This window comes from Pseudomonas sp. P5_109 (genome assembly GCF_034009455.1).
Lineage (GTDB): Bacteria > Pseudomonadota > Gammaproteobacteria > Pseudomonadales > Pseudomonadaceae > Aquipseudomonas.
On the sequence record NZ_CP125380.1, the window covers coordinates 862,721 to 879,927 of the forward strand.

Annotated in this window: 15 protein-coding genes; 7 read left to right on the forward strand and 8 right to left on the reverse strand. The window is 59.5% G+C overall.

Annotated features, from left to right (window positions below; genetic code table 11):
• Window positions 1-7: 7 nt before the first annotated feature.
• The 5 genes from QMK54_RS03685 to QMK54_RS03705 all read right to left on the reverse strand — a co-directional run bounded on the left by QMK54_RS03685 (window position 8) and on the right by QMK54_RS03705 (window position 7,607).
• Window positions 8-2,818, reverse strand: a complete 2,811-nt coding sequence (locus QMK54_RS03685) for an FAD-binding and (Fe-S)-binding domain-containing protein (protein WP_320402089.1) — start codon at window positions 2,816-2,818, stop codon at window positions 8-10.
• A complete protein-coding gene (locus QMK54_RS03690; RefSeq protein ID WP_320402090.1) occupies window positions 2,815-3,486 on the reverse strand; it encodes a lactate utilization protein in 672 nt (223 codons plus the stop codon). The genes QMK54_RS03685 and QMK54_RS03690 overlap by 4 nt, the downstream gene beginning before the upstream one ends.
• The gene (locus QMK54_RS03695; RefSeq protein ID WP_320402091.1) at window positions 3,486-4,940 is read right to left on the reverse strand and encodes a LutB/LldF family L-lactate oxidation iron-sulfur protein; all 1,455 of its coding nucleotides are present in this window, start codon (window positions 4,938-4,940) and stop codon (window positions 3,486-3,488) included. Before QMK54_RS03695 ends, QMK54_RS03690 begins: the two co-directional genes overlap by 1 nt.
• Entirely contained in the window at window positions 4,937-5,761 is an 825-nt protein-coding gene (locus QMK54_RS03700) for a (Fe-S)-binding protein (protein ID WP_110657597.1), read from the reverse strand. Before QMK54_RS03700 ends, QMK54_RS03695 begins: the two co-directional genes overlap by 4 nt.
• 151 nt (window positions 5,762-5,912) lie before the next feature.
• Window positions 5,913-7,607, reverse strand: a complete 1,695-nt coding sequence (locus QMK54_RS03705; protein ID WP_320402092.1) for a lactate permease LctP family transporter — start codon at window positions 7,605-7,607, stop codon at window positions 5,913-5,915.
• A 261-nt stretch (window positions 7,608-7,868) separates the two neighbouring features.
• On the opposite strand from QMK54_RS03705, the gene QMK54_RS03710 reads away from it, so the two are divergent.
• Window positions 7,869-8,636: an FCD domain-containing protein gene (locus QMK54_RS03710; RefSeq protein WP_110657593.1), complete on the forward strand. Its 768-nt coding sequence runs from the start codon at window positions 7,869-7,871 to the stop codon at window positions 8,634-8,636.
• Window positions 8,637-8,775: 139 nt separating this feature from the next.
• On the opposite strand, the gene smpB is transcribed toward QMK54_RS03710, so the two are convergent.
• Window positions 8,776-9,258: an SsrA-binding protein SmpB gene (gene smpB / locus QMK54_RS03715; protein WP_027619335.1), complete on the reverse strand. Its 483-nt coding sequence runs from the start codon at window positions 9,256-9,258 to the stop codon at window positions 8,776-8,778.
• Between the two features lie 118 nt (window positions 9,259-9,376).
• Between smpB and QMK54_RS03720 the strand changes: the two genes are divergently transcribed.
• From QMK54_RS03720 to QMK54_RS03730, 3 genes are read left to right on the forward strand one after another with little or no spacing between them, the layout of a single operon-like run.
• Window positions 9,377-10,780: a sodium-dependent transporter gene (locus QMK54_RS03720; protein WP_320402093.1), complete on the forward strand. Its 1,404-nt coding sequence runs from the start codon at window positions 9,377-9,379 to the stop codon at window positions 10,778-10,780.
• Window positions 10,781-10,787: 7 nt separating this feature from the next.
• On the forward strand, window positions 10,788-11,222 hold the full coding sequence (locus QMK54_RS03725; RefSeq protein ID WP_046038689.1) for a type II toxin-antitoxin system RatA family toxin: 435 nt from the start codon (window positions 10,788-10,790) through the stop codon (window positions 11,220-11,222).
• Window positions 11,215-11,529 carry an RnfH family protein gene (locus tag QMK54_RS03730; protein WP_110657810.1) on the forward strand — a complete coding sequence of 105 codons (315 nt, stop codon included), beginning with the start codon at window positions 11,215-11,217 and terminating at the stop codon, window positions 11,527-11,529. Before QMK54_RS03725 ends, QMK54_RS03730 begins: the two co-directional genes overlap by 8 nt.
• Window positions 11,530-11,590: 61 nt before the next feature.
• Here the strand turns inward: QMK54_RS03730 and QMK54_RS03735 are convergent, their stop codons facing one another.
• Window positions 11,591-12,118: an outer membrane protein assembly factor BamE gene (locus tag QMK54_RS03735; RefSeq protein ID WP_110657812.1), complete on the reverse strand. Its 528-nt coding sequence runs from the start codon at window positions 12,116-12,118 to the stop codon at window positions 11,591-11,593.
• A gap of 97 nt (window positions 12,119-12,215) precedes the next feature.
• Between QMK54_RS03735 and fur the strand changes: the two genes are divergently transcribed.
• Complete coding sequence (gene fur, locus QMK54_RS03740) at window positions 12,216-12,620, forward strand: ferric iron uptake transcriptional regulator (RefSeq protein WP_003197684.1); 405 nt, start codon at window positions 12,216-12,218, stop codon at window positions 12,618-12,620.
• A gap of 75 nt (window positions 12,621-12,695) precedes the next feature.
• Here fur and recN read toward each other — a convergent pair whose 3' ends face one another.
• A complete protein-coding gene (gene recN / locus QMK54_RS03745; RefSeq protein WP_320402094.1) occupies window positions 12,696-14,369 on the reverse strand; it encodes a DNA repair protein RecN in 1,674 nt (557 codons plus the stop codon).
• A 240-nt stretch (window positions 14,370-14,609) separates the two neighbouring features.
• Here recN and grpE point away from each other — a divergent pair, with 240 nt between their 5' ends.
• Together grpE and dnaK are read left to right on the forward strand one after the other, a co-directional pair.
• Entirely contained in the window at window positions 14,610-15,176 is a 567-nt protein-coding gene (gene grpE / locus QMK54_RS03750; RefSeq protein WP_056728221.1) for a nucleotide exchange factor GrpE, read from the forward strand.
• 102 nt (window positions 15,177-15,278) lie between these two features.
• Complete coding sequence (dnaK, locus tag QMK54_RS03755) at window positions 15,279-17,195, forward strand: molecular chaperone DnaK (RefSeq protein WP_110657816.1); 1,917 nt, start codon at window positions 15,279-15,281, stop codon at window positions 17,193-17,195.
• The last annotated feature ends 12 nt before the right edge of the window (window positions 17,196-17,207 follow it).

Here is a 17,207-nt window from a genome sequence, read left to right on the forward strand (position 1 = left end):
CCTGCTATCAGGGCACCCTAGCCTGGGTAACGCGGTCCACCAGATAGACTAGCCCGTGGTAGTCAATGCCGCCATGTTGCGTCAGACCGATCTCACAGGTGCGGCTGGTGGAAATGCCTTCGCTGCATTGTTGCACCGCGTCCTTGAGCGTGCGCAGCGAGTGGGCATTCAACTGCGGCGTGGTGAAGCCCTTGTCGCCGGCGAAGCCACAGCAGTGAATGCCTTCAGGAATGACCACGGTTTTGCTGCATTTTCGCGCCAGATCGATCAGCGCCTGGCTTTCGCCAAGGTGTTGAGTGCTGCACGTGACGTGCACCGCAATCGGCGCTTGCTGTGGTGTGAAGTCGAGGCGATCCATCAAGTGTGTGCGAATGAAGCGCACCGGGTCATACAGGTCCAGACGGCTTTCACTCAGGTCCTGGACCAGGCGCAAGGTGCACGGGCTGGTGTCGCAGTAGATCGGATCCAGCCCGCCGCGACTGGCGTGCAGCAAGGCGCCAATCAACTCCTGGCGTTTGTGCTCGGCTTGCTCGACGTAGCCTTTTGACGCGAATGGCTGGCCGCAGCACAGGTTGTCGAGGTTGTCCGGGAAAACCACCTGGTAGCCGGCCTTTTCCAGCAGGCCTCGGGTCTTGTCGTGCAGGGACATTTGCTCCTTGTCACCTGCTGCCGGCCCCATGGCCCGTGATACGCACGCGGCCAGGTATACCACCCGCGGGCGCTCATCGGTGATCGCCGGGCTGAAGCGAATCGGCCGTTCAGGCTGGGGCATGGCGTTGGTCCACTGCGGGATTTGCCCCTTGGACAGTTTGCTCACGGTTGCGGAAAGCTTTGCCAGTCGCGGTGCCCCCAGCAGCATCCGGGCGCCGTTGGCTACATGCAGGGTGAAGCGCGCGCCTTGCAGCGCCGTGGCGAAATTTCCTTCAAGCCAGTTGGCGGTTTTCGTATGCGTTGCCTTGCGACCGCGCAGCTTTTTCACCAGCTCGCCGGTATTGATGCCTACAGGGCAGCGTTGTGCGCACAGGCCGGTGGCGGCGCAGGTGTCGATGCCCTGGTATTCGTAAGCGGTTTCGAGTTCGGTGGTGTCGATGCCGGCGCGTTTCTTCGCCTGAATGTCGCGCCAGATCACGATGCGCTGTCGCGGACTCAGGGTCAGGCCTTTCGACGGGCAGACCGGTTCGCAGAAGCCGCATTCGATGCACTTGTCGACAATCTCGTCGGCGGCCGGCAAGGGCTTGAGGTGCTTGAGGTGGATCTGTGGGTCTTCGCTGAGCACCACATCCGGGTTGAGAATGCCGTTGGGATCCAGCAAGCGCTTGAGTTGCCACATCAACTGATAGGCATCGCTACCCCATTCCAGCTCGACGAACGGCGCCATGTTGCGCCCGGTGCCGTGTTCGGCTTTCAGCGAACCGCCGAACTCCACAGCCACCAGTTGCGCCACGTCGTCCATGAACGCCTGATAGCGTGCGACTTCTTCCGGGTTGTTGAAGCCTTGGGTGAAGACGAAGTGCAGATTGCCTTCCAGCGCGTGTCCGAAAAGGATCGCTTCGTCGTAGTGATGTTTGTCGAACAGCTCGATCAGGCGGTTGACGCCGATGGCCAGTTGTTCGACCGGGAAGGTGACGTCTTCGATGATCACCGTGGTGCCGGTCTTGCGCACGGCACCGACGGCAGGGAAGGTGTCTTTGCGGATGGCCCAGAGACGGGCGTTTTCCTGCGGGTCTTCGGTGAAGTCGACCTGCTTCTCCACCGGGAATGCCTTCAGCGACGCCATGATCTGCGCCAGTTGTTCCTGGAGCAAGGTGGAAGATGCGGCGCGGGATTCGATCAGCAGGGCGCAGGCATTCTTCGACAGATGCTGTACGAAAGGCGGCATGCCGGGTTTGTCCTGCACTGAGCGCAGGCTGCGGCGGTCCAGCAGTTCCACGGCCGATACCGGTTGGCTTTTCAGCACGGTGACCGCGTTGCAGCAGGTCTCGACATCCGGGAACACAATCAGGGCCGAGGCCTTGTTCGGGTGGTCGATCACTGTGTCGTAGGTCACCGCGCTGATGAACCCGAGCGTACCCTCGGAGCCCACCAGCAAGTGGCTCAAGATATCCACAGGCTCGTCGAAATCCACCAGGGCATTGAGCGACAGGCCGGTGGTATTTTTCAGACGGTATTTGTGGCGGATTCTCGCAGCCAGTTCGGCGTTGGCGCGGGTCTCGCGCCCGAGGGTCGCCAGGCGTTCCAACAGGGCGGCGTGGCTTTGGCGAAACGCCGCGACACTGGCGGCATCTTCAGTATCGAGGCGGCTGCCATCGGCCAGCACCAGACGAATGCCGGCCAGGGTGTGATAGGTGTTTTGCGCGGTGCCGCAGCACATGCCGCTGGCATTGTTGGCGACGATACCGCCGATCTTGCAGGCGTTGATCGATGCCGGGTCCGGGCCGATCTTGCGTCCGAACGGTGCCAGCCAGGCGTTGGCCTGGGCACCGATCACGCCCGGTTGCAGGCGAATCTGTGTGCCTTGCCCGCGAATTTCGCGTGCGTTCCAGTTATCCCCAAGCACGATCAGTACCGAGTCGCTGATGGCCTGACCAGAGAGGCTGGTGCCGGCGGCACGGAAAGTCACCGGGACTTGATCGCGTTGCGCCAGTTGCAGTAGCGCCACCACTTCGTCTTCGGACTCGACGCGGATCACCAGTTGCGGAATCAAGCGATAGAAACTGGCATCGGTGCCGAACGCCAGGGTCGACAGCGGGTCGTCGAAGCGTCGCTCTTGGGGAATCAGTTGCTGTGCATCACGCAGGAACGCGGCCGGTAGACTCATTGGTCCTCCAGGATCAGCACCACCAGGTCTTTCGGACCGTGGGCGCCGTACGCCAGCACTTGCTCGATGTCGGCGGTCTTCGACGGGCCGGACACCAGCAACGCGTTGGTCGGCATGCCCTGGGCCCATTCGAACTCCTGTTGCACCTGATAGAAGTTGTCGCGGATTTCGCTGGCCTTGAGCAGGGCGAAATGCACCGGTGGTACGAGGCTCATCAAGCGTGGCTCTTCTCGCGTCGGCCACATGATCAGGCTACCCGTCGCAGCGATGGCACCGAGAGTGGTAGTCAGACTCGCCGGGGTGTCGTTGAACAGCTCGGCTTTCCATTCTTCAACCGGGCGGTCGTAGGCTTTGAGCGTTGGCAGGCCGGGATTATTCGCCCAGTGCTGTGTGATGCGTTGACCGTGGGGCGTTGTCGGTGCGATCAACAGACTGGGCAACTGGCGGTCGCGCAGTAATTGCGCCAGCAGCACCGTCCATTCTTCGCCGGACGTCAGATGGATTTCCGTGTGCACCGCTTCCATCAGTTTGCGCAGTTGCGCAATGCGTTGTTCAGGTGCGTAGGTGTAAGGCTGGGTCACCAGATCGACATCAAAGTTGTCGGCTACCGGTGTGGTGCCTGTCAGACTTTTACGCAGTTTGGCGAGGATGTTTTGCTTGGCGCTCATCAACGATCTCCCTGTTTGGCCAAATGCTCGCGGGCCATGTCATGCAGTGAGCGGGCGGCGGGTTTCGGTGCGCTATGGTTTTGCGTCCACGGGCCGACATTACTCGGTGTGAGGGCGCGCAAGCGGGTGGCGAAGAAACCGAACAGGCGATACAGCGTCGGCGAACTGTTGAGCTTCGCCCAGGCGTTCCAGATGAATCGTTCCTTGCGCGAATACTTGCTGCCCTGGCCGCGCATCACTTGATGGGGGCTGTCGGGGGCCTTGACGTTTTCTTCCCGCAGGCGCCGCAACAGAGCAGGGATCGGGATTTTCACCGGGCAGACTTCACCGCAGGCACCGCACAGCGAAGAGGCGCTCGGATGATCCGGAACTTTCGCCAGGCCGACCATGTGCGGGGTGATGATTTTTCCGATAGGGCCGGGGTAAACCTCCCCATAGGCATGGCCGCCGATTCGGGTGTAGACCGGGCAATGATTCATACAGGCGCCGCAGCGGATGCAGTTCAGGGTCTGGCGCAATTCGCTGTCGGCAAAGGCCTGGCTGCGACCGTTGTCGAGCAATACCAGGTGCACTTCTTGAGGGCCGTCGAGTTCATGTTCCTTGCGCGGGCCCGAGATCATGTTGACGTAGGTGGTGATCGGAATGCCCAGGGCCGAGCGGGTCAGCAGCGACAACAGCGGCACCACGTCGCGCAGGTTTTCCACGACTTTTTCTATACCGGTGACGGCGATGTGCACGGGCGGTACGGTGGTCGTCATGCGGCCGTTGCCTTCGTTTTCCACCAGCAGCAGGGTGCCGGTTTCGGCCACGGCGAAGTTGACACCGGAGACGCCGATGTCCGCTTCAAAGAATTTCTGCCGCAGGACTCTGCGGCCGATTTGAATGAGTTGGTCTACGTCCTTGGTGTATTCCACGCCAAGTTTGTCGTGGAACAAGGACGCGACCTGACCGGCATTCTTGTGGATTGCCGGCATGATTATGTGTGAAGGCTTCTCGTGGTCGAGCTGGACGATGTACTCGCCCATGTCCGATTCCAGGCATTCAATGCCCTGTTCAGCGAGGAAATGGTTCATCTCCATTTCTTCGCTGACCATCGATTTGCCCTTGATCACTTGCCGCCCCTCGTGAGCGCGGATGATCGAAAGGACGATGCCATTGGCTTCGTCCACCGTTTCCGCCCAGTGCACTGTCACACCATTGCGGGTCAGGTTCTGTTCAAGTTGCTCGAGCAGGTCGGGCAACTTGGATAACGCTCGGGCGCGGACGGCATTGCCCAGCGCGCGCAAATGTTCTCTTTCATGGGCATCGCTGAACGCCGCTGCCCGTTTGCTCATCAGTGAATCCATCGCCTTGCGAAAGTTGCCTCGCAATTGCGCGTCACCCAGCGCGTTGTGGGCGCGGGTGCGGAAATCTTCTTCTACGGCAACCGTAGGAATAATCGCGGAAGTGCTCATCGGGCACCTCCGGTACGCTGCCAGAGGAAGCTGGCCAGATGCTGACCGCGCAACGCTTCCTGCTGTTTTTCCAGGGAGCCGTTGATGTTCATCAAACAGCCGCAGTCGGCACTCAACACCTTGTGCGCGCCGGATTCCTTCAATGCCCGGGTCTTGTCAGCCACCATCGCGCCGGAAATGTCTGGCATACGGACGCTGAATGTTCCGCCAAAGCCACAGCACTCACTTTCGTGATCGTGATTGACCCGCTCCACATTGCTCAACTGCGACAACAACTCGCGGCCGTGCAGGTGGGTATTCATTTCGCGGCGTGCCGAACACGAAGTGTGCAACGCCACTTTCACCGGCGCGCCGCTGTCCTTGAGCTGCACCTTGCAGACAAACAACAGGAACTCGGCCAGCTCAAAGGTTCTGGCAGCCAGCGCCTGAACCTGTTTCAACGTCTGCGGCTCGTCCTTGAACAAGTCGGCATAGTGCTCGCGCAACATCCCGGCACAAGAGCCCGACGGCACCACCACCGGATAATCTCCGGCAAACAACGCCAGTTGCGAGCGCGCCACGGTCCGCGCCTGTTCGGTGTAACCCGAGGTGTAGGCCGGTTGGCCGCAGCAGCTTTGCCCTTGCGGGTACTCGACACGAATGCCTTCGCGCTCAAGCAGGTGGATCGCGTCCATCCCGGCTTCGGGGTAGAACAAATCGACCACGCAGGTCCCGAACAGGTAGACCCGTGACGGTTTCTCGCTGGGGTATTGCCGAGGCTCGGGCAGTGGCGGGGCGACACGGGTCGCATTCGGCACAGCGTTGTAAAAAAGCTCGCTCATCAGGCGTGTCTCCGGGTGGTCCCGGTTATTCGTCTGTTGAGGCCGCTGAATATAGAGCCGGAAGCTTTCAGCAGCCTTACAGACCGGGGTGTGGATTGCGGACGCCGGGGGCGTGGCCCGGTGTCGGTTTTTACCGTTTTGCCTGTAGTCCTTAGTGGACCAGCATGCCGGTGAACCAGTAGGCCTGGGCCAACGTGATCAAGCCGACAATCGTTGCAAAGAATAGGCTGTGCTTGAGGGTGAAGCGGAACAGATCCGATTCCTTGCCCACCAGGCCTGTCGCGGCGCAGGCCACAGCGATCGATTGTGGCGAGATCATCTTGCCGGTCACGCCGCCGCTGGTATTGGCTGCCACCAGCAAGGTGTCGTTGACACCGATTTGGTGTGCGGTGGTCGCTTGCAGCGAACTGAACAGGGCGTTGGACGAAGTATCGGAGCCGGTGAGGAACACGCCCAGCCAGCCGAGGAACGGCGAGAAGAACGGGAACGCCGCCCCCGTCGCCGCCAGTACCAGGGCCATGGTTGAGGACATGCCCGAGTAGTTGGTCACGAAGGCAAACGCCAGCACCATGCCGATGGACAGGATCGGCCAGCGCAGTTCGTAGAAGGTCTCTTTAAAAGTGGTCAGACCAGTTTTTAAGGTGACCTTGAGCACCAGCATCGAGATCAGCGCCGAGAAGAAAATCGCAGTGCCGGTGGCGGAAATCGGGTCCAGTTTGAACACCGCTGGAATGGCGGTTGGCGTAGCCACGATCGGTGCGACCTTGATCACCATTTGATCAAGATGCGGGATCGCAAAGTTGAACACGAAGCTGTACATCGAACCGCCGGCGGCGAACATGGCCTTGAACGGTTTCAGGGTCCAGATGGTGACCAGTACGGTGAGAATCAAAAACGGCGACCAGGCCTTGAAAATTTCCCCAAGGCTGTAGGGCGAAGCCATGGTAGTGCGCTTCTGGCCGAAACCACCGACGCTGGCGCTCACCACGGAGGCCGAGACGGCGCCGGCAATGTGTTGGCCTGCGGCGCGTTTCGGTTGCCAGACTTTCAGGAACAGGGTCAGGGAAATCAGGCTGGCCAGGGCCGAGGTGATGTCTGGCAGTTCCGGACCGATGAAGTTCGAGGTGAAGTACTGGGTCACGGCAAAGCTCAAGCCGGCCACCAGGGCTGCCGGCCAGGTTTCCCGCACGCCGCGCAGGCCGTCCATCATGAACACCAGCCAGAACGGCACGAACAGCGACAGCAGCGGCAGTTGGCGACCGGTCATGGCGCCGATCTTGAACGCGTCGATGCCGGTGACCTGGCCGGCAACGATGATCGGAATGCCCAGGGCGCCGAAGGCTACCGGCGCGGTGTTGGCGATCAGGCACAAGCCGGCGGCGTACAGCGGGTTGAAGCCAAGTCCTACCAGCAGGGCCGCGGTAATCGCCACCGGTGCGCCAAAACCGGCCGCGCCTTCGAGGAAGGCACCGAAGCAGAAGCCGATCAGCAGGACCTGCAGGCGCTGGTCATCGGTGATCGACAGGACCGAACTGCGGATGACTTCAAACTGGCCACTCTTGACCGTCAGTTTGTAGAGGAACACCGCTGCCACAATGATCCAGGCAATCGGCCACAGGCCATAAGCGAAGCCATACCCGGCGGCGGCGAATGCCATATCGACCGGCATCTGGAAAGCGAAGATCGCCACCAGGATCGACAAAGCCAGGGTGATGCTGCCGGCCACATGTCCTTTGAGACGGAACACGGCCAGGGCCAGGAAGAAAAACACGATGGGGATGACGGCTGCGAGTGCGGACAGTCCGAGGCTGCCGAGCGGGGTATAGAGCTGTTGCCAGGTTTGCATATGGGGTGGCCCCTAATTGTTGTTGGTCAGGCACTGATCAGCGTTCTTGGATAATTGGTAAGACCAATTTACAATCGCTGTTGGCTAGGGTAAAAGCCTTGTAGGCGGTGTGTCAATTTGCCGCCCTAAAACTTTTGTCGAATGCAAAGTGCGCAGGTCGTCTGCCTGGTATGACCCAATGCGCTGTGGCAGGTGCTGGCGCGGCGCCGATAGGCCAGAATAGAGCCCCGGCGAGCCGTCGGGTCGTGGAGTAATCGAGTTATGGGGTTTGATCAGATTCGTCAGCGCCGTCTGTCTGACGATATTGTCGAGCAGCTTGAGGGCATGATCCTCGAGGGCACGCTGAAAGCGGGTGAGCGCTTGCCGGCCGAGCGCGCGTTGGCCGAACAATTTGGCGTGTCACGCCCTTCGTTGCGCGAAGCCATTCAGAAGCTGACCGCCAAGGGCCTGCTGGTCAGTCGCCAGGGCGGCGGCAACTATGTGGTGGAATCGCTGGGCACGACCTTCAGTGACCCCTTGTTGCAGTTGCTGGAAAGCAATCCCGAGGCGCAACGCGATCTGCTGGAGTTTCGCCATACGCTGGAGGCGTCCTGCGCCTACTACGCGGCGCTGCGTGCCACTGATGTGGATCGCGAGCGGCTGACCGCGGCATTCAACGAATTACAGGACTGTTACTCGCGTCACGAAGAAGTGAGTCGTGCCGAAGAGGGGGCGGCGGACGCCAGATTTCACCTGGCGATTGCCGAGGCCAGTCATAACGCCGTTTTGTTGCACACCATTCGCGGGCTGTTCGACCTGCTCAAGCGCAACGTGGTGACCAACATCGGCGGCATGTACAAGCAGCGCACTGAAACCCGCGACATGCTGATCACGCAGCATCGGGAGTTGTATCAGGCGATTATCGAAGGTCATGCAGAGCAGGCGCGGGAAGTTTCCAGTCGACACATTCTGTATGTGCAGGAGGTGCTGGAAGAAGTGCGTCAGGAAGTACAGCGCATGGCCCGGGCGGAGCGGCGCAGGGGGATGTAATCAGGGTGCATGCGTTGGCAGTTCAAACGCAATCGCCAGCAAGCCGGCTCCTACAGGTTTGTGGCCCACCGTTGAATTCATGACGGGCTGGGGTCTGTAGGAGCCGGCTTGCTGGCGATCGCGATTTCAAGGAGTGGAATTAATCTTCCTTGCCCTTGTTGCGCACCGCTCGCTGCAATTCGCGACCGGCATCGCGTTCGCGCTCGGTATCGCGCTTGTCGTATTCCTTCTTACCCTTGCCCAGTGCGATCTCGCACTTGACCATGTGCTTGCTCCAGTACCAGGACAGGCACACGCAGGCGTAACCCTTTTGCTGCACGGCAGCGGACAGCTTTTCCAGCTCGCGCCGGTTGAGCAGTAGCTTGCGGGTGCGGACCGGGTCAGCGATGACATGGGTGCTGGCGGTCGTCAGGGGCGTAATGTGGCTGCCGAGCAGCCAGGCTTCGCCATCCTTGAGCAGCACGTAACTGTCAACCAGTTGCAGCTTGCTTGCCCGCAGGCTTTTTACTTCCCAGCCGGCCAGGACCAGACCAGCCTCGAACCGATGTTCGATGAAGTAATCGTGTCGCGCCTTTTTATTTTGCGCGATGGTCCCTGTTGGGTGTTTCTTCTGTTTAGCCATAGGGGCGGCATTATAGGGAGTTACAACAGAGTCGGCTATGGGGTTGCTACGTGCTTGAGCAGGTTGATTGAATCCCGGACAATGCGGCCTCTTTTTTGAACGCTTGGGCGTGATAACGATGTCGACAGACAAGGTTTCTGTCCACGGCAGTTGGGCTAGCCGCTGGGTCTTCATACTCGCCGCGACCGGTTCGGCCGTGGGACTGGGTAGTATCTGGAAATTCCCGTACATGGTCGGCGTCTATGGCGGCGGTGCCTTCGTGCTGATGTTCCTGGCCTGCATCGCGCTGATCGGCGTGCCGGTCATGCTGGCCGAAACCCTGATCGGCCGGCGTGCCCGGCAGAGTCCGGCGAATGCCTTGAAGACACTGGCGATCGAGGCAGGGCACTCGGCCAAATGGTCCTGGGGTGCGTTTGCCGGGATGATCACGGCGTTGCTGATACTGTCGTTCTACAGTGTGGTGGGCGGCTGGTCGCTGGATTACATCATTGATATGGGGCGGGGCGACTTCCAGGGGGTAACGCCGGATCAGGTGGGGGCTTACTTCGGCAACGTGATCGCCGACCCATGGCGCCTGACACTTTGGCACACGATTTTCATGCTGTTGTCTGCGGTGGTAATTGCCAAGGGGGTGGTCGCCGGGCTCGAGCGCAGCCTGCGCATCATGATGCCGCTGCTGTTTGTGATGATCCTGGTGCTGCTGGGCTACAGCATGACCACCGGGCATTTCATGGAAGGCGTGCATTTCATGTTCGACTTCCATCCGGAAAAGGTCCTGGACGGCTTGTTGCCGGCAATGGGGCACGCGTTCTTTTCCCTGAGCGTGGGCGTCGGCTCGATCATGATCTACGGCGCCTACATGCCGAAGAGCTCGTCGATTTCGGGGACGGTCGTCGGCGTAGCATTGCTCGATACCTTCGTTTCCCTGGTGGCCGGCCTGGCATTGTTTCCGATTGTTTTCGCGGCAGGCCTGAATCCGAGCGAAGGGCCTGGGTTGATGTTCGTCAGCCTGCCGTTTGCCTTCGGTAACGTGGCATTCGGCCAATTGATGGGCGTGGTGTTCTTCGTGTTGGTGGCGGTGGCGGCCTGGAGTTCGGCGATCTCCCTGCTTGAGCCGATGGTGGCCTACCTGGTCGAGCGCACTAAAGTGAGTCGTGCCTGGGTTACCTTCTGGTTGGCTTTCAGTTGCTGGTTTGTCGGCCTGGGGACGGTTTTTTCCTTCAATATCTGGAAGGAGGCCAAGTTCTTCGTGAACGAAGGCGGGGTGTTCCACCTCTACCAATGGGGAGCAACCGGCGGTCTCGACTTCTTTGGCGTGATCGATTTCTTCACCTCGCGACTCATGTTGCCGCTTGGCGGTTTGTGTTTCGTGGTGTTTGCGGGCTGGATCATGGGGCGTGAAGCGGTGCGCGACGAGCTGTCGATCCGCAACCCTGCGCTGTTTGGCCTGTCCTTGTTCTTGATGCGCTATGTGGCGCCCATCGGCATTCTTGTAGTGTTTGCCGCCCAGCTGTGGAAGTGACGCTGACATGACGACACACATTTCACGTTCGGCTTTGCTGCCGTACCCGGCACAAGCGCTGTATGACCTGGTCAACGACGTGGCGCGTTATCCGGAGTTTCTGCCGTGGTGCTCGTCGGCCGAAGTGCTGGAGAGCTCCCCTGAGCATATGCGGGCGAGCGTCGGCGTGGCGAAGGGGGGCCTCAGCCAGCATTTCGTGACGCGCAACACGCTGGTTCCGGGGCAGTCGATCGAAATGAACCTCGAAGAGGGCCCTTTCACCCAATTGCATGGCATCTGGGTATTCAAGGCGCTGACCGACAAGGCCTGCAAGATCAGCCTTGATCTGTCGTTCGATTACGCTGGGCCGCTGGTTCGCGCCACTTTGGGGCCGCTGTTCAATCAGGCGGCCAATACCCTGGTGGATGCGTTCTGCCAACGCGCCAAGCAGATACATGGTTGAGGTCATGATTGACGTCGAGGTGGTCTATGCGGCTGTAGACCGTCAGGCACTGCTGACGGTGACGGTGCCTGCCGGGACGACAGTGCGGGCGGCCTTGCTCAGGTCAGCCGTGGCTGAGGAGTTTCCGGAGCTGGATCTGACCCATTGCGCCGTGGGGATCTTCGGCAAGGTTGTCGCCGATCCAGAGAGTCGGGCAGTTCAGGCAGGGGATCGTATCGAGATTTACCGGCCCCTGTTGGCCGATCCGAAAGAGGTGCGCCGACTGCGGGCGGCAAAGGCTGCCGAGGCCAAAGCGCGGAATCAGTGAGTGGCTTGAACGCCAGACAATAAAAAGCCCGGACATGCCGGGCTTTTTAATGCGCCACAAATTATTGCGGCGAAGTTTCCAGCGGTTGCGGCGTCGGGACCGGAACGGTTTCTACACCGTCGACGTCCTTCTGGATCTGATCCAGCAACGAGCCTGGCTTGACCGGTTTTTCCGGCTTTGGCTTCTCGACGTTTTCTGCCGGGGCAGCCACTGTCGTGCCGCTATCCTTGCCAAGAATGGCTTCGTCACGGCTTACGCCTGGCATGAAATCACCAGAGAGGCTGACAAGCTGATCATTTGGGTTGAAGATAACGCTAATGCGTTCCTGTTGGCGTTCACCGCCACCTGGTTGCAGGCTGTACAGATAATCCCAGCGATCGGCATGGAACGTGTCAGTCAGCAGAGGGTTGCCCATGATAAACCGTACTTGCTTACGGGTCATTCCCGGGCGTAACTGGTCTATCATGTCCTGCGTGACGACATTGCCCTGCTGGATGTCGATTTTGTAAACCCCGGGGAATGAACAACCGGCGAGTGCGAGCAGTCCCACAAAGGTGAAACTGGTTAGCAAGAGCTTGGTGTTTTGCATCGGTGGGCGACTTCCACTATCTTGGCTGGGACAACGTAAACGCCGATCATACCCGCATTAAGAGAAGCTGCGAAGCAGCATCGCGAGAAAGCTGACCATGGTTGAAAATAGCGAACTACGCAAAGCCGGCCTCAAAGTGACCCTGCCACGGGTCAAAATTCTGCAAATGCTCGATTCCGCCGAGCAACGCCACATGAGTGCCGAGGATGTCTACAAGGCCCTTATGGAGGCTGGTGAGGACGTCGGTCTGGCCACGGTTTACCGTGTTCTGACCCAGTTCGAGGCAGCTGGCCTTGTGGTGCGGCACAACTTCGACGGAGGCCATGCGGTCTTCGAACTGGACGACGGAAAGCATCACGACCATATGGTCAACGTCGAAACCAGCGAAGTGATCGAATTCTTCGACGAAGAAATCGAGCGGCTTCAGAAAGCAATCGTCGACAAGTATGGCTTCGAGATGGTTGATCACAATCTGGTGCTGTACGTGCGCAAGAAAAAGTAAGCATGTCGCGCGAACATCCGTTCGCGAAACGAGCGAAGGCGACCCCAGGGTCGCCTTCGTGCTTTCTGCCGTTATTCAAGCTTTTGCGGCAACCACCATTTTTTTCGCGTGAGCCAGGGACTCCTTGGTGAGATCGATGCCCCCCAGCATTCGTGCGACCTCTTCGACGCGGTCGTTTTTGCTCAGTTTGGAAACGGCCGTGCGAGTGGCATCTTCGCCACGCACTTTATGCACAAACAGATGCTGATGACCTTGCGCTGCCACTTGCGGCAAGTGGGTCACGGTCAGCACCTGCCCGCGCTCGCCGAGCCTGCGCAGTAACTGGCCGACGATTTCTGCTGTCGGGCCGCCGATGCCGACGTCGACTTCGTCGAACACCAGGGTCGGTACGCGGGAGGTCTGTGCGGTGATCACCTGAATCGCCAGGCTGATCCGCGACAGTTCGCCGCCGGACGCCACTTTCGCCAGGGCCTTCAGCGGCTGGCCAGGGTTGGCGCTGACCAGCAGTTCTACCTGTTCCAGGCCATTTGGTAGCAGTTCGGCGCTGCTGTTCGGGCGCAGTTCGATGGTGAAGCGCCCGCCGGGCATGCCCAGGCGCTGGATTTCCTGTTCCACGGCGCTGGCCAGGCTGTTCGAGGCTTGGTGGCGCAGATCACTCAGTTCGCGAGCCTTTTCCTGGTAATGCCGAGCGTATGAGGCCAGCTCATCGCTCAGGCGCTCGATGGATTCGTCGTTAGCGTTCAGGGTTTCGATTTCATCCAGCAGTTTCTGTTGCATCTCGGCAACTTCGGTCGGCTGGATGCGGTGCTTGCGGGCCATCGTATAGATCGCATCGAGCCGTTCCTCAAGGTATTGAAGGCGCGCCGGATCGGCGTCGAAGTTGTCGAGAAAGCGGTTCAACTCGCCGACGGCTTCTTCAACCAGGATCTGCGCACTGGTCAGCAGGCTGCTGGCCTCGCCGAGAGCGCCGATCGAATTATTCACACTGGACAAGCGGTTGAGGCTTGCAGTGAGTGCGTTCAGTACATTGCCGGAATCACTTTCGCTGCACTGTTCTACGACCTGCCGGCAGATACCCAGCAGGGTTTCTGCGTTGGTCAGGTTCTTGTGTTCCTGCTCAAGCTGCTCAAGTTCATTGTCACCAAGGCCCAGGTTTTCCAGCTCTTCGAGTTGATAGCTGAGCAACTGATGGCGGGCACGCTGCTCATCGCCTGAATTGGAGAGTCGATCCAGTTCCTGGCGGGTCTGGCGCCAGCGCTGGGCGGCCAGTTGAACCTGGCGGGCAAGGTCCGTCGCGCCAGCATATTCGTCCAGCAGGCGACGGTGGGTATCGGTCTTGAGCAGGGATTGGTGTTCGTGCTGGCTGTGAATGTCGATCAGCAACTCGCCCAGCGCCTTGAGGTCGCCAAGCGGGCAGGGCGTGCCGTTGATATAGCCCCGCGAGCGTCCTTCCGATGTAATCACGCGGCGCAGAATGCACGGGCCGTCGCTTTCGAGGTCGCGTTCAGCCAGCCAGGTGCTGGCTTCCGGAATATCGGCCAGATCGAAGGTGGCCAGGATGTCGGCCTTGTCGGCGCCGGGGCGGACCACGCCGCTATCGGCGCGATCGCCCAGGGTCAGGCCCAGCGCGTCGAGCATGATCGACTTGCCCGCGCCGGTTTCCCCGGTGATCACGCTCATCCCGCGATCGAGTTCGAGATCGAGATGTTCAACGATGGCGTAGTTGTGTACGGACAGGTGCACCAGCATATGGGCCGCTCCCAGGTGTTAGGTCTGGTTATTTATACAGTGTTTTGTTTCTGGCTGACAATGCCCCTTGTTAGCTCGATTCGCTCGGTCCGACGAAAGCCTTATCGCGACCGGGAATGACAATGCAGTTGTTTTTTGTAGGGTTAATCATCGGCGCCCCTTGAAGCCGGATTTTGCGGCCCCATATAGCTGGGCAGAAGCGCGAGTTGAGCTCGCGGACGAAATTGAAAGGAGAAATCTATGGCTGACGAACAGACAGTGGATACGCAAAACCCAGACGCCAACCAGGCGCCCGAGGCATCGGGTGATGACCTGGCGGCTCGTGTACAAGTGCTCGAAGAGCAACTGGCAGGCGCTCAGGATCAGGCTTTGCGTGTAGCTGCCGATCTGCAGAACGTCCGCCGTCGCGCCGAGCAGGATGTAGAGAAAGCTCACAAGTTCGCGCTGGAAAAGTTCGCCAGCGACCTGCTGCCGATCGTCGACAGCCTGGAGCGCGGCCTGGAACTGTCCAGCCCGGACGACGAAAGCATTCGTCCGATGCGCGAAGGCATCGAGCTGACCCTGAAAATGTTCCACGACACTCTCAAGCGTTATCAGCTTGAAGCGATCGATCCGCATGGCGAACCGTTCAACGCCGTTCACCATCAGGCAATGGCCATGCAGGAAAGCGCCGACGTCGAGCCGAACAGCGTTCTTAAGGTGTTCCAGAAGGGCTATCAGCTCAATGGTCGCCTGCTGCGCCCGGCGATGGTCGTGGTCAGCAAGGCGCCTGCGCCGGTTTCGCCTTCGATTGACGAGCAGGCTTGAAATCCGCCGCAAGGCCCCCATTTATAAGTCAAGCGTTTAAGTGCTACCGCAGTTAGCCACCACTGCTGCGGCAACCAAATCCAAAGTTTCGGGAGAGTGAACATGGGCAAAATTATCGGTATCGACCTGGGGACTACCAACTCCTGCGTCTCCGTGCTGGAAAACGGCAAGGCAAAAGTTATTGAAAACGCTGAAGGCGCGCGTACCACGCCGTCGATCATCGCTTACGCCAACGATGGCGAAATCCTGGTTGGCCAGTCGGCCAAGCGTCAGGCTGTGACCAATCCGCATAACACCCTGTATGCGGTGAAGCGTCTGATCGGTCGTCGCTTCGACGAAGAAGTCGTGCAGAAAGACATCCAGATGGTCCCTTACAAGATCGTCAAGGCTGACAACAGCGACGCCTGGGTTGAAGTGAACGGCCAGAAAATGGCGCCGCCACAAATCTCGGCTGAAATCCTCAAGAAAATGAAGAAGACCGCCGAAGATTACCTCGGCGAGACCGTGACTGAAGCGGTGATCACCGTTCCGGCCTACTTCAACGACAGCCAGCGTCAGGCGACCAAAGACGCCGGCCGCATCGCTGGCCTGGACGTGAAACGTATCATCAACGAACCAACCGCAGCCGCTCTGGCTTACGGCATGGACAAGGCCAAGGGCGATCACACCGTGATCGTTTACGACTTGGGCGGTGGTACTTTCGACGTTTCCGTGATCGAAATCGCCGAAGTCGATGGCGAGCACCAGTTCGAAGTACTGGCCACCAACGGTGACACGTTCCTGGGCGGTGAAGACTTTGACATTCGTCTGATCGACTACCTCGTCGACGAGTTCAAGAAAGAAAGCGGCATGAACCTCAAGGGTGACCCGCTGGCCATGCAGCGCCTGAAAGAAGCCGCTGAAAAAGCCAAGATCGAGCTGTCTTCCGCTCAGTCGACCGACGTGAACCTGCCGTACATCACTGCAGACGCCACCGGTCCTAAGCACTTGAACGTGAAAATCTCCCGCGCCAAGCTCGAAGCGCTGGTTGAAGACCTGGTTCAGCGCACCATCGAACCTTGCCGCATCGCTCTGAAAGACTCCGGCATCGACGTTGGCGCGATCAACGACGTGATCCTGGTAGGCGGTCAGACCCGTATGCCACTGGTTCAGAAGCTGGTAACCGAGTTCTTCGGCAAAGAAGCTCGTAAGGACGTCAACCCGGACGAAGCAGTTGCCATGGGTGCTGCTATCCAGGGCGCGGTATTGGCCGGTGACGTGAAAGACGTTCTGCTGCTCGACGTCAGCCCGCTGACCCTGGGTATCGAAACCATGGGTGGCGTGATGACCGCGCTGATCGAGAAAAACACCACGATTCCTACCAAGAAATCGCAAGTGTTCTCGACTGCCGACGACAACCAGGGCGCCGTGACCATCCACGTGCTGCAAGGCGAGCGTAAGCAAGCCGCACAGAACAAGTCCCTGGGCAAGTTCGACCTGGCCGAGATTCCACCAGCACCACGTGGCGTGCCACAAATCGAAGTGACCTTCGACATCGACGCCAACGGCATCCTGCACGTAGGTGCGAAGGACAAGGCTACCGGCAAGACTCAGTCGATCGTGATCAAGGCCAACTCCGGCCTGTCCGACGAAGAGATCGAGCGCATGGTGCGTGATGCCGAGGCGAATGCCGAGGAAGACCGCAAGTTCGAAGAGCTGGCCGCTGCCCGCAACCAGGGTGACGCACTGGTTCACTCGACGCGCAAAATGGTTGCCGATGCTGGCGACAAGGTGAGCGCTGAAGAGAAGACTGCAATCGAAGCTGCCGTAGTTGCCCTGGAAGCCGCCGTTAAAGGCGACGACAAGGCTGTTATCGACGCCAAGGTTGAAGAGCTGTCGAAAGTCTCCGCTCCAGTGGCGCAGAAGATGTACGCCGAACAGGCTCAGCCTGCTGAAGGCGCTGCACCGCAGGGCGAATCGGCTGAAAAGGCTGACGACGTTGTCGATGCCGAGTTCGAAGAAGTCAAAGACCACAAGTAAGTTGTTGGTCGG

What these genes read in the sequence shown, in the direction of transcription:
- QMK54_RS03685 (WP_320402089.1), bottom strand. Translation starts at nt 2,818, where the DNA reads ATGAGTCTACCGGCCGCGTTCCTGCGTGATGCACAGCAACTGATTCCC.
- QMK54_RS03690 (WP_320402090.1), bottom strand. Translation starts at nt 3,486, where the DNA reads ATGAGCGCCAAGCAAAACATCCTCGCCAAACTGCGTAAAAGTCTGACA.
- QMK54_RS03695 (WP_320402091.1), bottom strand. Translation starts at nt 4,940, where the DNA reads ATGAGCACTTCCGCGATTATTCCTACGGTTGCCGTAGAAGAAGATTTC.
- QMK54_RS03700 (WP_110657597.1), bottom strand. Translation starts at nt 5,761, where the DNA reads ATGAGCGAGCTTTTTTACAACGCTGTGCCGAATGCGACCCGTGTCGCC.
- QMK54_RS03705 (WP_320402092.1), bottom strand. Translation starts at nt 7,607, where the DNA reads ATGCAAACCTGGCAACAGCTCTATACCCCGCTCGGCAGCCTCGGACTG.
- QMK54_RS03710 (WP_110657593.1), top strand. Translation starts at nt 7,869, where the DNA reads ATGGGGTTTGATCAGATTCGTCAGCGCCGTCTGTCTGACGATATTGTC.
- smpB (WP_027619335.1), bottom strand. Translation starts at nt 9,258, where the DNA reads ATGGCTAAACAGAAGAAACACCCAACAGGGACCATCGCGCAAAATAAA.
- QMK54_RS03720 (WP_320402093.1), top strand. Translation starts at nt 9,377, where the DNA reads ATGTCGACAGACAAGGTTTCTGTCCACGGCAGTTGGGCTAGCCGCTGG.
- QMK54_RS03725 (WP_046038689.1), top strand. Translation starts at nt 10,788, where the DNA reads ATGACGACACACATTTCACGTTCGGCTTTGCTGCCGTACCCGGCACAA.
- QMK54_RS03730 (WP_110657810.1), top strand. Translation starts at nt 11,215, where the DNA reads ATGGTTGAGGTCATGATTGACGTCGAGGTGGTCTATGCGGCTGTAGAC.
- QMK54_RS03735 (WP_110657812.1), bottom strand. Translation starts at nt 12,118, where the DNA reads ATGCAAAACACCAAGCTCTTGCTAACCAGTTTCACCTTTGTGGGACTG.
- fur (WP_003197684.1), top strand. Translation starts at nt 12,216, where the DNA reads ATGGTTGAAAATAGCGAACTACGCAAAGCCGGCCTCAAAGTGACCCTG.
- recN (WP_320402094.1), bottom strand. Translation starts at nt 14,369, where the DNA reads ATGCTGGTGCACCTGTCCGTACACAACTACGCCATCGTTGAACATCTC.
- grpE (WP_056728221.1), top strand. Translation starts at nt 14,610, where the DNA reads ATGGCTGACGAACAGACAGTGGATACGCAAAACCCAGACGCCAACCAG.
- dnaK (WP_110657816.1), top strand. Translation starts at nt 15,279, where the DNA reads ATGGGCAAAATTATCGGTATCGACCTGGGGACTACCAACTCCTGCGTC.